Annotated in this window: 15 protein-coding genes; all 15 read left to right on the top strand. The window is 38.3% G+C overall.

Annotated elements, in window-relative coordinates; translation table 11 throughout:
• The first annotated feature begins 598 nt into the window (after positions 1 to 598).
• Complete coding sequence (gene flgB / locus QCD85_RS00520) at positions 599 to 1,009, top strand: flagellar basal body rod protein FlgB (protein ID WP_273615768.1); 411 nt, start codon at positions 599 to 601, stop codon at positions 1,007 to 1,009.
• A 3-nt stretch (positions 1,010 to 1,012) separates the two neighbouring features.
• Positions 1,013 to 1,465, top strand: coding sequence for a flagellar basal body rod protein FlgC (gene flgC / locus QCD85_RS00515; protein ID WP_069327388.1), 453 nt, complete (start codon positions 1,013 to 1,015; stop codon positions 1,463 to 1,465).
• 30 nt (positions 1,466 to 1,495) lie between these two features.
• Positions 1,496 to 1,804, top strand: coding sequence for a flagellar hook-basal body complex protein FliE (fliE, locus tag QCD85_RS00510; protein ID WP_069327387.1), 309 nt, complete (start codon positions 1,496 to 1,498; stop codon positions 1,802 to 1,804).
• A 45-nt stretch (positions 1,805 to 1,849) separates the two neighbouring features.
• Positions 1,850 to 3,445 (top strand): flagellar basal-body MS-ring/collar protein FliF, encoded by a 1,596-nt coding sequence (fliF, locus tag QCD85_RS00505; RefSeq protein ID WP_273615769.1) that lies wholly within the window; start codon positions 1,850 to 1,852, stop codon positions 3,443 to 3,445.
• An 11-nt stretch (positions 3,446 to 3,456) separates the two neighbouring features.
• Positions 3,457 to 4,473 carry a flagellar motor switch protein FliG gene (fliG, locus tag QCD85_RS00500; protein ID WP_069327385.1) on the top strand — a complete coding sequence of 339 codons (1,017 nt, stop codon included), beginning with the start codon at positions 3,457 to 3,459 and terminating at the stop codon, positions 4,471 to 4,473.
• Complete coding sequence (locus tag QCD85_RS00495; protein ID WP_441005588.1) at positions 4,457 to 5,323, top strand: FliH/SctL family protein; 867 nt, start codon at positions 4,457 to 4,459, stop codon at positions 5,321 to 5,323. Before fliG ends, QCD85_RS00495 begins: the two co-directional genes overlap by 17 nt.
• A complete protein-coding gene (fliI, locus tag QCD85_RS00490) occupies positions 5,310 to 6,629 on the top strand; it encodes a flagellar protein export ATPase FliI (protein ID WP_273615771.1) in 1,320 nt (439 codons plus the stop codon). The genes QCD85_RS00495 and fliI overlap by 14 nt, the downstream gene beginning before the upstream one ends.
• A gap of 6 nt (positions 6,630 to 6,635) precedes the next feature.
• The gene (fliJ, locus tag QCD85_RS00485; protein WP_273615772.1) at positions 6,636 to 7,079 is read left to right on the top strand and encodes a flagellar export protein FliJ; all 444 of its coding nucleotides are present in this window, start codon (positions 6,636 to 6,638) and stop codon (positions 7,077 to 7,079) included.
• Positions 7,080 to 7,148: 69 nt separating this feature from the next.
• On the top strand, positions 7,149 to 8,078 hold the full coding sequence (locus tag QCD85_RS00480) for a magnesium transporter MgtE N-terminal domain-containing protein (protein ID WP_301261335.1): 930 nt from the start codon (positions 7,149 to 7,151) through the stop codon (positions 8,076 to 8,078).
• Between the two features lie 100 nt (positions 8,079 to 8,178).
• Positions 8,179 to 9,636, top strand: coding sequence for a flagellar hook-length control protein FliK (locus tag QCD85_RS00475; RefSeq protein ID WP_301261334.1), 1,458 nt, complete (start codon positions 8,179 to 8,181; stop codon positions 9,634 to 9,636).
• Between the two features lie 20 nt (positions 9,637 to 9,656).
• Complete coding sequence (locus tag QCD85_RS00470; protein WP_301261333.1) at positions 9,657 to 10,388, top strand: flagellar hook capping FlgD N-terminal domain-containing protein; 732 nt, start codon at positions 9,657 to 9,659, stop codon at positions 10,386 to 10,388.
• Complete coding sequence (locus QCD85_RS00465) at positions 10,385 to 10,765, top strand: TIGR02530 family flagellar biosynthesis protein (protein ID WP_069327378.1); 381 nt, start codon at positions 10,385 to 10,387, stop codon at positions 10,763 to 10,765. Before QCD85_RS00470 ends, QCD85_RS00465 begins: the two co-directional genes overlap by 4 nt.
• 93 nt (positions 10,766 to 10,858) lie before the next feature.
• Positions 10,859 to 11,674: a flagellar basal body rod protein FlgG gene (flgG, locus tag QCD85_RS00460; RefSeq protein ID WP_273615775.1), complete on the top strand. Its 816-nt coding sequence runs from the start codon at positions 10,859 to 10,861 to the stop codon at positions 11,672 to 11,674.
• Positions 11,675 to 11,753: 79 nt separating this feature from the next.
• Entirely contained in the window at positions 11,754 to 11,978 is a 225-nt protein-coding gene (locus tag QCD85_RS00455; protein ID WP_069327376.1) for a flagellar FlbD family protein, read from the top strand.
• Positions 11,975 to 12,457 (top strand): flagellar basal body-associated FliL family protein, encoded by a 483-nt coding sequence (locus QCD85_RS00450; RefSeq protein ID WP_204824569.1) that lies wholly within the window; start codon positions 11,975 to 11,977, stop codon positions 12,455 to 12,457. The genes QCD85_RS00455 and QCD85_RS00450 overlap by 4 nt, the downstream gene beginning before the upstream one ends.
• The last annotated feature ends 50 nt before the right edge of the window (positions 12,458 to 12,507 follow it).

The raw sequence follows: 12,507 nt of genomic DNA, 5'->3' as shown, positions 1-12,507 counted from the left end.
TTATGATTGATTCATTTTCGCAAACATGCAAATTATTTCTCCTCAGCATGTACTATTCTATAAAAAAGCAAATTTGTCTAAAAATAAATGATTAGACGCAAGAAAATTCACAAAATCTTTAAAAATTATTTTGCAGTAAGTAATATGCACTAGGCTATATGTCGTGAAAATATAAGTTATGATCATCTATTAACTTATTTGGTTAATTTTTATCATGATAAGATGAATGATAAAAGACCTAAAATATTTAAAATTAATATTAGACTTTAAAAGTTAAGTTAGTTAAATTCGTGCATAATCGACAATTATTACATGGTTTTATTGTTCTCAAATGGTATTTTCTTCATGTAATTTGGAAGAATATTTTTAAAACAAGACAAAAAGACTCAGTTTTTGTCAAAAGATAGGGCTTTATTCTCATTGTGTTATGACCAATTCTCTAGGAAACTTATGTTATAAGATTTTAGGAAGAATGACGCACAAAGAGCTATAAACTGAGAATGAGTTTTGTGATGATTTTGTCGAAAAAAAAAGAATTATGATAAAAATATGGAATTTACTTTCCAGAACAGCATGGATATTGAAAGGAGTGATGTCAATGAACCTTTTAAATGATGTTGGATTTAAAAGATTAGAAGGAGCAATGGGTGCTGCTACACTTCGACAACAAGTAATTTCAAACAATATAGCAAATGCAGATACCCCTTATTTTAAAAGATCAGATGTTTCTTTTGAAAATATGCTTCAAAGCCAAATGGATGATTCTCAAATGCCATTTAGTGGTAAAGTTGAAGATAAAAGACATTTCCAAATTGGTAATACTAACTCTGTTCCGCAAGCAATGGTCACTAGCAATCAAAGTACAGTCATGAACAACAACTTGAACAATGTTGATATGGATGTAGAAATGAGTAACCTTGCTGAAAACCAACTTCGTTACAATGCTTACATCGAACAAATTAACCATCAGATTAAAATGATGCGAACCGCTATTCAAGGAGGAAGCTAATCCATGAGAATTAGTAGCAGTTTTGATATTAGTGCTTCTGCGTTAACAGCACAGCGACTTCGAATGGATGTTGTCTCCTCCAATATTGCGAATGCAGAGACAACAAGAGCACAAGTCGTTAATGGTGAAGCTGTTCCTTACCGTCGTAAAGAAGTTGTGTTATCGACAAACAAACCATCTTTCGCAGATACACTTGATTCCGCAATGAATGGAAGCCGCAACGGGATTAACGGTGTTAAAGCTTCAGCCATTCAAGAAGATCCAGAACCTTTCAAACTTGTATATAATCCGACACATCCAGACGCAGACAAAGATGGCTATGTAAAAATGCCTAACGTCGATAATTTAAAAGAAATGGTGGACATGATATCGGCTTCGCGTTCATATGAAGCTAACGTAACTGCACTTAATGCTTCCAAAGCAATGATTACCAAAGCTTTACAAATTGGTAAATAAACGATCAAAAATGGAAAGGTGGGGTAAATAATGATAGAGAACACAATGTTCAATGCTGCATCCCCTTTGAAGATGACGACGGGAATGACGACACAAGCCAAAGCAACACCTGGTGAAGCAATGGAACAATTTGGTTCTTACTTAGAAGATGCTATGAATCAAGTTGGACAACAGGAGAAAACAGTTCACCAGATGAACGATAAGTTCTTGCTAGGACAAGTAGATGTGGATCAAGTAATGGTCGCCTCTGAGAAATCACTACTTAGTCTACAAATGGTTTCTCAAGTTCGTAACAAAGCGCTTGAAGCTTATCAGGAAATCATGCGTACTCAATTGTAAGTAGCTGTATATGTTCCATAGCATAGTTTCGAGTGGGGTGACATTGTGAATGAAAGAGTTGCCCAGTATAGAGATAAACTTGTCCAATACTGGAAGAATTTTAATAAAAACCAAAAAATATTACTGATCTCAACGCTGGCATTTATTATTATTGCTATTGTTGTACTAACTATTCAATTTTCTAAAGTCCAATATGAAGTAGCATTCCAAAACTTAGATGCTACAGATTCCGCTGCAATTATGGAATACTTAGATGGACAAGGTATTCCTTACCAGTTAAGTAGCGATGGTACAAGCATTTCTGTAGCAAGTGAAAGTGCTGCTAGAGCTAAAGTCGCTGTAGGATCACAAGGATTAATGCAAAACGGAACGATCGGATTTAGCGAATTTAATGCAAGCTCTTCTGCTATTGGTATGACAGATAATGAATTTAACGTGAAATATAATAACGCTTTGAATGGCGAAGTATCGCAATTGCTCAAACAGATGAACGGAGTAAGCAATGCGAAAGTATTGGTGAATTTACCAGAAGAAAGTCTTTTTGCTAGTACAGAAGACGAAGATACAGGAACAGCATCAGTAGTTATGCAGTTCAAACCAGGATTTCGTGTAACGCAAGAAGCAGTTGATGGTTATTACAATTTAGTAAGTACTGCTGTTCCACATTTACCGATTGCGAATATTACAATCACGAATGGAACAGATGGTAGTGAATTGGTATCTACCGTTAAAGGTGGCGGACCTTCTGGGTTGGCTGGAGCAGTACAAGAAAACATGGCTTTACAGAAAAAATATGAAGCAGATGTTGAAAATAATGTAAGACAGTTTTTGGGAAGATTGCTAGGACCTGAACGTGTAAATGTACTGGTTGCTTCGAACTTGAATTTTGATCAAAAAAATTCTAAAGAAGATCGTGTAGAGCCTGTAGATGTCGAGAATATGAAAGGTATCGAAATCAGTGCACAGCAGATCCAAGAAAGTAGTACAGGTACTTCTACTCCAGATAGTGGTGTTGCTGGAACAGGAGGTACAGATACTCCAACGTATCCAGGTGGTTCATCATCAGGTAGTAACGAATCCGAAAAATCTCAAAGTACAATCAATTATGATGTAAATAAAATTCATAATGAAATTGTATCTAGTCCTTATTTTGTAAAAGATTTAACAATTAATGTAGCTATTGATCCAGTAGCAGGTCAAACGGTTACGCAACAATCTGATTTGAATAAACAAGTTCAAACCATGCTTGAAAGTATTGTTAGAACTTCGTTATCAGAAAATGGTGTGACCTATGCAGAAAATGATCCTGCTTTAGCTTCTAAAGTAAATGTGTTCTCACAAGCATTCGCTACAGATACAACAGATCAAGGATTTTTTGCTAATAATATGACTTGGATTATTGCAGCAATCGCAGCACTTGTTATCGCGGCTGTTGTCTTTATAATCTTACGTCGTCGCAAACAGCAACAAACAGGAGACTATGAAGAAGATATGCTGTTACCAGTAGTAACTGAGCTTCCTTCGATTAGTTTGGACAACTTGACGAATGATAGTCAGGTACGTAAGCAACTTGAATCACTTGCCAAAAAGAAACCGGATGAATTTGTTAACTTATTACGTACATGGCTTGCTGATGAATAAGAGGTGAATCGATGGCAAAGGGAAGTACTCAGGCGCTTAACGGAAGACAAAAAGCAGCCATATTATTAATCTCACTCGGACCGGAAGTATCGGCTCAAATATTTAAACATCTACGTGATGAAGAAATAGAACAATTAACACTTGAAATTGCTAATGTACGTAAAGTAGAAAGTGCTGAGAAAGATTCAGTCGTTTCTGAATTTCATCAGATTTGCTTAGCTCAAGAATATATTTCTCAAGGTGGTATTAATTACGCTAAAGAAATTTTGGAAAAAGCATTAGGTGAAAACAAAGCTCTTGAAGTGATTAACAGACTAACAGCTACATTACAAGTAAGACCGTTCGATTTTGCTCGTAAAGCTGATCCTAGTCAGATTTTGAATTTTATTCAAAATGAAAATCCACAAACCATTGCTTTGGTACTTTCTTATCTACAATTTGAACAAGCGGCTGCTATTCTTTCTTCGCTACCTCAGGAAAAGCAAGCTGAAGTAGCAAGAAGAGTGGCGATGATGGATAGTACATCACCGGAAGTTATTTCGCAAATTGAACGTGTATTGGAGCAGAAATTATCAGCTACGGTTACACAGGATTATACAAATGCGGGTGGTATCGAATCGATTGTTCAAATCTTGAATGGTGTTGACCGAGGAACAGAAAGAACGATCCTTGATTCACTAGAAATTCAAGATCCTGAACTTGCTGAAGAAATCAAAAAACGGATGTTTGTTTTCGAAGATATTGTCAATATCGACGATCGTTCGATTCAACGGATTGTACGGGATGTCGAAAATGCCGATCTTCAATTGGCACTCAAAGTGGCAAGCGAAGATGTACGCGAATCGGTATTCAAAAATATGTCCAAACGTATGGCTGAAACATTCAAAGAAGAAATGGAATTTATGGGACCTGTCCGCTTGAAAGATGTAGAAGAAGCACAGACTCGTATAGTGGGAATTATTAGAAGACTTGAAGAGTCAGGTGAAATTATCATAGCACGCGGTGGAGGAGATGATATCATTGTCTAATTTGATCAAATCATCCCAATATATTCCGGTAGAAGTGCTTAAAAAGCTCGATTTCAGCCGTGATTATTACAAGCAATCTGATGGAGCTACTCAAGACACTTATACGGTTTCTCATCCACATGCTTATGATCAACCTCATGTGGATGAACATACCGTTCGTTTAAAAGAAGAAATGCTGACAGATGCCAAAGAATTTGCAGAACGTCAAGTACGCGAAGCAGCAGAGGAAGCAGAACGTATTCTCCAAAATGCTCAAGAAACGATAGCAGCTTGGTGGGAAGAACGTCGCCAGCAAGATGAACATTTGATTGAAGCTATCAAAGTACAAGCTTTTCAAGAAGGCTTTGAAGAAGGTCGAGAACGTGTAGAAGCGGAAATGCAAATTCATATGAGTGAAGTTATGCAAGAAGCACAAACAGTTCTGGGTCAAGCTTATGAAGCAAAAGAACAAATTATTCAAGAAGCAGAACCTTTTTTAGTTAATCTAAGTTGTGGTATAGCTGAAAAAGTAATCAATAAAAAGCTTGAAGAACAACAAGATTATGTAATTGATCTCATCAAAAGAACACTGGCTCGTAAACGCGAACAAGGTGTTATCACATTATGTATTAGTCCTAGTCAATTTGATTTTGTACATGCTGCTAGAGAAGAGTTAACACTGTCAATCGATTCTCAAGCAGAACTTCAAATCTTACCGGATTCGACGGTAATCGATCGCGGATGTGTCATTCGGTCAGCATTTGGTAGTGTAGATGCTCGTATTGATACTCAACTAAGCGAAATTAAAAAAGAATTGGTTCGCTTAGCGCTTCATGACGAAGAGCGGGGGAATAGTAATGCAGGATCTTAATTCTTCAAGGTATTTAGAATATCTCAAACAACTTGATCCGGTTCGTATTAATGGCAAGGTCACTCAAGTAATTGGATTAATGGTTGAGTCTGAAGGGCCGGACGCAAGTATTGGTGATGTGTGTTACATCTATCCAACCAAAGGTATTGCTCCTTTACGAGCAGAAGTTGTTGGCTTTCGAGATAATAAAGTGCTATTGATGCCACTCGGTGAATTACAATCGATTGGCCCTGGATGCGATGTTGTAGGTACAGGTAAACCACTTACGGTTCAAGTAGGTTCAGAACTACTAGGTAAAGTGCTAGATGGATTGGGTCAACCTTTAGATGGTTCATTGATTCCAGCTAGAATGACTCATTATTCTACATTCAATACACCGCCTAATCCACTTTCAAGACCAAGGGTTCAAGATCCTATCAGTATAGGAGTAAGAGCAATAGACGGTCTGCTTACAATAGGCAAAGGTCAACGTGTAGGTATCTTCGCTGGTTCTGGTGTTGGTAAAAGTACGTTAATGGGAATGATTGCTCGTAATACAGAAGCAGATGTGAATGTCATTGCACTTATTGGAGAACGTGGACGCGAAGTACGCGATTTTATCGAACGCGATCTTGGTCCAGAAGGTCTACAACGTTCTGTAGTTATCGTAGCTACATCTGATCAACCTGCACTCATTCGTATCAAAGGTGCTTTGATTGCTACAACGATAGCTGAATATTTCAGAGATCGTGGAATGAATGTGATGTTCATGATGGACTCTGTCACTCGTTATGCTATGGCGCAACGTGAAGTAGGGTTAGCAGTTGGTGAACCACCAGCAATGAGAGGATATACGCCATCTGTATTTGCAGGCTTACCTAAATTGCTAGAACGAGCAGGTACAGGTCCTACAGGCTCTATCACAGCTTTCTATACGGTGTTGGTAGATGGTGATGATATGAACGAACCGATCGCCGATGCAGTCAGAGGTATCTTAGACGGCCATATTGTACTAAACCGTTCTATTGCCAATAAAGGACAGTTCCCAGCTATTGATGTCTTGGCAAGTATTAGCCGGGTTATGAAAGACATCGTAGAAGAAGAACAGACAGATGCAGCAGATAACATGAAGCGATTAATGTCTGTTTTTAAAGAATCCGAAGATTTGATTAATATTGGTGCTTATCAAAAAGGATCAAGTCCTGATATTGATGAAGCCATTGAACGTATACAGGATATATGGAGATTTACCAAACAAAAAGTACATGAAAAAACGACACTATCTGGAGCACAAGAACAGATGATTGCCGAATTTGCGAGGAGCTGATAAATTATGAAATTCCAGTATACTTTTCAAAAAGTTGTTGATATTAAATCAAGTGCAAAAAACCAGGCAGAATGGCTCCTATCTTCAGCACTGGGAGAATTACAAGCACAGGAACAAACATTAGATCAACTGCTGGAAGATCAGGGTCGCACGTTGGAAATGATTAATCAGGCAATTGAAAATAGAGCACCTATTTCTGAATTGCAAGATTTACAGCGTTACGTCGTTTATCTAGACCAATGCATATCGCGCAAAATTGTTGATATTCGTGAAGCTCAAGTAGAAGTAGAACACAAAAAACTTCATTTGACTGAAAAAATGGTAGATGAAAAAGTATGGCTACAAGCTAAAGACAAAGCAAAGACTAAATTCAATCATGAATATATGGTTCGTGAACAAAACGATCTTGATGAAATGGCTACAGTACGGTATGTAATGAACTCCAAGTAATATATACACCAAACTATACCTGAATGACGCTAATAAGAAATAAGCATGTTGTGATCAAGGAGGTTTACCGTGGCGAAGAAAAGTCCAGAAATGGAAGTAGAAAAGGAATCAGGCGGAATGGGAAGATTCCTTTTTATTGCGACTCCAATTCTGTTTACCCTTGTATTAGTTGGCGTAATTGTTATGTTATTTAACGTAGATTTACGTAATAGTATGTTTAGTACACTAGACAAAATTCCTATAGTGAAAAATTGGGTGCCTTCTGCCGATAAAGGTAGTAGTGCTACTGCAAGTACTACTCAATCAGAAAGTGATAGTGCTACAGTAGATAAATTAAAAAAAGAACTTGCTGCTTCCAAAGCAACTCAAGAAGAACAAGCAAAAGAAATTGAGACTCTTAAAAAGAATGCTACAACAAATACGAACGGAACATCGACAACACCGGCAACGACTGGAACCACACCAGCAACTACAGGCACGACAACTGGAACAACAGCTACAGGTACTACGAGTACAGGCACATCAACACTTAATGATTATCAAAAACAAGTTAAGAATGTTGCGAAAATATACTCTAATATGAGTTCTTCCAAAGCAGCAGCAATTTTGCAAAATATGACTACACCTCAACAAGTAGAAATATTAAATGCAATGAATGCGACAGACCAAGCAGGAATTTTGCAAAAAATGGATGCCAAAGTTGCTTCAGTGACTTCACTAGCTTTGCAAAATGCTACAACAACAGTAGCTCCTACACCAGCTTCATCTACTACGAGTTCTAAATTAGATGATCAAGCATTGGCTCAAACATTTACAAGTATGCCAGCAGCTAGTGCAGCAGATTTATTATTGCAAACAGCTAAAGGTAGCCAGGCGAAAGTATTGAAAGTGTTAAACACAATGGATGACACTACAAGAGCAGGAATCCTTTCTGCGATGTCTACTAAAGATCCAGCAGCAACAGTGAAAATTATTAATCAGCTTATGGCAGGTAATTAATAATGATAAGAACAGTCGGAAGCATTTCCTATTGTATGGCTATAGGGCACAGTTGGGAAGTCTGTCTTATTAACCTTTTCCTTAAAGGAGGTGATAATAAATGAGTATGATACTTCAAAACTTATTAGGCAATGCAGGCGCAACGACGGCAACCAAAGCATCAGGTACGAATGTAGCTTCGGCTCCAGGATTTAATCAAGCTCTTGTGCAAGTGATGGGAACAAACGGTACACCAGCTAATCCACTAGCTCAAACAGCTTCTGGAATTATGGGTACAGCTGCTTCTTTATTAGAAACACTACAGGCGATGATTTCTGGTGGTCAGCAATCTACTGATGTTACAGGTGAGGGCACAGATGGAGAACAAGTTGAAAAAGTAGGTAAACTTCTAGATGACTTGTTAGACAAACTGCAAGATATGGACCAAGCGATTACAACGGATCCTGCTCTTGTTCAATCATTACAAGGTTGGCTAACACAAGTTCAACAAGTTTTATCTGGTTCTTCAGAACAGACTTCTTCTACAGAAGGAACAGAAGCACAAAATGTAACAGGTGCTAACGTTTTGAATACAGGTCAGGAAGCGATGAACAATCTAGCGAAAAACCCGGAAACACTTCGCTTTGCAGTTGCAGATGCTGTGACACAAATTGTAGATACTTTACAAGCTGTTAAAAATGGTACACAGGCTGCTAATCCTGAACTTGAACAATTGTTAACAGGATTACAAACGATGTTACAAAAAGCGAGTACTCAAACACCTGATGCAGTAACAACTTCTGTAAATAATCAAGGAGCTATTATCACAGCACCTAAAGATGAAGCCAAAGCTAATACAGCGGCACAGATCACAGTAGTGGATGAAACGAAAAAAGCTGCTGAACAAGGTGCAGTACAAAGCATTGTTCAAAATGCTGCGAAAGATGCAAGTGGAGATCAAGCTGCAACATCTGATCAATCAGACGAGCAACCTGAACCAGTAGTAATGACTGTAGGACAATTTGCAATGCGTGCTGAAGCTGCTCCAACCGCTAAAGTTGTAGTGCCAACTACTACAGTAAACATTCAGAACTTTCCAGATGAAATGAGTAAATTTATCGTTAATAAATTAGACGTTCAACAAGTTAAAGGAATGTCTGAAGCGACTATCTCTTTAAACCCGGAAAACTTGGGTCAAGTGGATGTCAAAATTACGATACAAAATGGTCAAGTGTTAGCTCAGTTTATTACTGAAAAGCATATGGCTAAAGATATGTTAGATCAGCAAATGTCTCAATTACGTTCAGCACTTCAATCTCAAGGGCTTCAAGTTGAAAAGCTAGAAGTAACGCAAAGTTCTTCATTACAATCACAGATGTATAACGGCGGACAAGGATTTGGTTCTAGTGCAGGTCAACAACAATCCGGAAGACGTTCTAACGGAAGAGAAGAACAAAATGATGATGCAATCCTTGCTGTTGAGTTGAATGGTGAATTGAAAGAATGGCGCGAAGAAACAAAAGCAGCTACAGCATCAAGCACTATGAATTACGGTAGTACGTATGTAGCGAAAGCATAAACGAATGGAGGTGAATATAATTGGCAGATGCAATATCAACATCCAACATGTGGCCTAATTATTCAACAGGCAATGTACAAAAAGCAGCATCGACAAGTAAAAGTGAACTAGGTAAAGATCAATTTCTAACTATCTTAGTCGCTCAATTGAAAAACCAAGATCCAATGTCTCCTATGGAAAACACAGAATTTATCGGACAGATGGCTCAGTTCTCCTCACTAGAACAATTGATTAATATCGGTAAAAAAATTGATTCTGTAGGTTCATCTGTAGATAATTCACTCGGAGCTTCTTCACAATTGATCGGTAAAAAAATCACGTGGCCTGAAGAAAAAACCGATAGTGCAACAGGTGAAAAAACAACAACGTATCAATCCGGAGTTGTAGGATCAATCGTTCTCAAAGCTGGCGTGCAATATGCGCAGGTAGGAGAAAATGCGGTTCCGCTTAGTATCATTGCTATGGTAGAAGCAGCAAATGCAACGACAACACCAACCAAAACAGATACAACAACGCCTACACCAGCGACAACAACACCATCAGGCGTAACTGAGACACCAACAGCACCTGTAGAAACAACAACACCAGCTACAACAACTGAACCAGCAGCAACAACGCCTACTACAACTACTGAAGAAACAGCTACTCCATCTTCAGGAGAACAAGCAAGTACGCCTACAGAAGCAACACCGACAACATCAGAACCTGTAACGGATACAACAACACCGGCTAGTGAAGAAGGTTCATCATGAGTGGTCCTATCCAAGTAGGTCAGTTATATCCGACTAATCTCAATTCAGGTCTACTGGGACGTACCAAAAACGTAAACAACGAAAATTCAACATCTGACTTTCAAAATATTTTAGATAACAAATTACTAAAGTTCAGCAATCATGCTTCTAAACGATTAGAGCAGCGAGGAATAGAACTTAGTGCAGATCAGTTAAAAAGTGTAAATCAAGCAATAGATAAAGCCGCTGCCAAAGGTGCTAAAGAGTCACTGATACTCATGCAGAATAGCGTTGCTTTAATAGTGAATGTACCCAATCGGACCGTTGTTACCGCCATGGATGGCAAATCAATGAAAGACAACGTTTTTACTCAAATCGACAGTGCCGTAATTATTTGATTGCTGACTGGACCATCACTGGAAAGTCAGGAGACTGCCGACCGACTGAAGCAGTCTCAACCCACTAATTGAACATCCATAGGAGGAAACACAATGTTAAGATCTTTATATTCAGGAATTTCAGGTATGAAAGGCTTTCAAACAAAATTAGATGTTATTGGTAACAATATTGCCAATGTAAATACAGTAGGTTTCAAACAATCTCGCGTTATGTTCCAGGATATTTTGAGCCAAACAGTCAAAGGAACTTCGGCTCCTACAGATACAGCGGGTGGTGTAAATGCTCAACAAATCGGGTTGGGTTCATCTGTATCTTCTATCGATACTCTTCATTTAGCAGGTAGTGCACAGACAACAAACAACCCTACAGACTTACGTCTAGATGGTGATGGATTCTTCGCTGTTAAATTATCTGAAGATCAAGAAACTCCTTATTTAACGCGCGCAGGGGACTTTCACGTCGATGCTAACCGTAACCTTGTAACTTCTGATGGTGCTTATGTAGTAGATAGTGATGGCGCTCCTGTAGTCGTTGGAGAAGAAGCAACTTCATTCACTATTCAGCAAAATGGTCAATTATTGTATACATTGGCTGATGGTACAACAGCTACTGGGCAGACTTTGGGAGTTGCTAAAGTGACTAACCCTGAAGGTTTGGAAAAAATTGGAGGTAGCTTGTATCGTGTAACACCAAATGCGATCACTGATGGTGCAATCGAATTGACTACAGCTAATAATGCTGAAACAGGTACAGGTTCAATCGTAGCAGGTCAGCTTGAAATGTCTAACGTTGATTTGACAAGTGAATTTACAGAAATGATCGTAGCTCAACGTGGTTTCCAAGCGAACTCTCGTATTATTACAACGTCTGACTCTATTCTTGAAGAAATCGTTAACTTGAAACGATAATTAATTAAAGGTTCGAGAAGGATAGTGCTATCCTTCTCATCCTTTTGCTGTATAAGGACATTTTTTGAGGAGGGGCAAAATGATCCCTGTAACAAGATTAAACGGCTCACCGATGTGGCTTAACTCTCTATTGATCGAGATGATCGAAGAGACACCGGATACGTATGTCACATTAACTACAGGTAAGCGAATTATCGTTTTAGAAAAAGCAGATCAATTAAACAAGCTCATCCACGAATACAATAAAAGTATAGGTACACTGACAGGAACTATTAAAGTGCAGCATATGGAGGAATTATCATGAAGAAGTTACTACCTTGGATCGTTAGCGGGGTATTAGCAGTAGGATTAATCGGTGTGGTCGCATATTTCTTGATGGGGAATATGTTTGGAGAAAAAGAGCCAGTAAGTGCCGCAGCTGCTGCCGCAGCTGAAAAAGAAGCATTATCTAAAATGACTGCTTCTGAAATTGCTGATGTTTCTTCGACAATAGACGATATTAAAACGAACTTGGGTGATCCTTCATATGTAGTCAATATGAGTTTCTCATTCCAACTTCAAGATGCCAAAACAAAAGAAGCTTTTGAATTAATTAAAGACTTGAAAGTGAAGCCATTAATTATCAAAACACTTGCTGATACGAACCCAGATGCTTTGAACGGAGCAAAAGGAAAAGATGCTCTTAATGATAAGTTGCTTAAATTGATCAACAGTTCTCTTCCAGAAGACGGAGGTAAAGTGGTAGATATTGAGATTACTAATTTTATTGTGAGTGCGATTTAATCTTGGAATAAGATAGTTCTCATTATAAATAAACTAGCAAGGGGGGTGAG

Origin of the sequence: Paenibacillus sp. PsM32 (assembly GCF_030433815.1) — a bacterium.
Taxonomy (GTDB): Bacteria; Bacillota; Bacilli; order Paenibacillales; family Paenibacillaceae; genus Saccharibacillus; species Saccharibacillus kyungheensis.
Note: the sequence above shows the minus strand (reverse complement) of the source record. Positions and strands in the feature narration are given on the sequence as shown.

Coding starts and splice junctions, on each gene's coding strand:
- QCD85_RS00495 (WP_441005588.1), top strand. CDS start 4,457: ATGATATCATTGTCTAATTTGATCAAATCATCCCAATATATTCCGGTA.
- flgC (WP_069327388.1), top strand. CDS start 1,013: ATGAGAATTAGTAGCAGTTTTGATATTAGTGCTTCTGCGTTAACAGCA.
- flgB (WP_273615768.1), top strand. CDS start 599: ATGAACCTTTTAAATGATGTTGGATTTAAAAGATTAGAAGGAGCAATG.
- fliG (WP_069327385.1), top strand. CDS start 3,457: ATGGCAAAGGGAAGTACTCAGGCGCTTAACGGAAGACAAAAAGCAGCC.
- flgG (WP_273615775.1), top strand. CDS start 10,859: ATGTTAAGATCTTTATATTCAGGAATTTCAGGTATGAAAGGCTTTCAA.
- QCD85_RS00450 (WP_204824569.1), top strand. CDS start 11,975: ATGAAGAAGTTACTACCTTGGATCGTTAGCGGGGTATTAGCAGTAGGA.
- fliI (WP_273615771.1), top strand. CDS start 5,310: ATGCAGGATCTTAATTCTTCAAGGTATTTAGAATATCTCAAACAACTT.
- QCD85_RS00475 (WP_301261334.1), top strand. CDS start 8,179: ATGAGTATGATACTTCAAAACTTATTAGGCAATGCAGGCGCAACGACG.
- QCD85_RS00465 (WP_069327378.1), top strand. CDS start 10,385: ATGAGTGGTCCTATCCAAGTAGGTCAGTTATATCCGACTAATCTCAAT.
- fliJ (WP_273615772.1), top strand. CDS start 6,636: ATGAAATTCCAGTATACTTTTCAAAAAGTTGTTGATATTAAATCAAGT.
- QCD85_RS00455 (WP_069327376.1), top strand. CDS start 11,754: ATGATCCCTGTAACAAGATTAAACGGCTCACCGATGTGGCTTAACTCT.
- fliE (WP_069327387.1), top strand. CDS start 1,496: ATGATAGAGAACACAATGTTCAATGCTGCATCCCCTTTGAAGATGACG.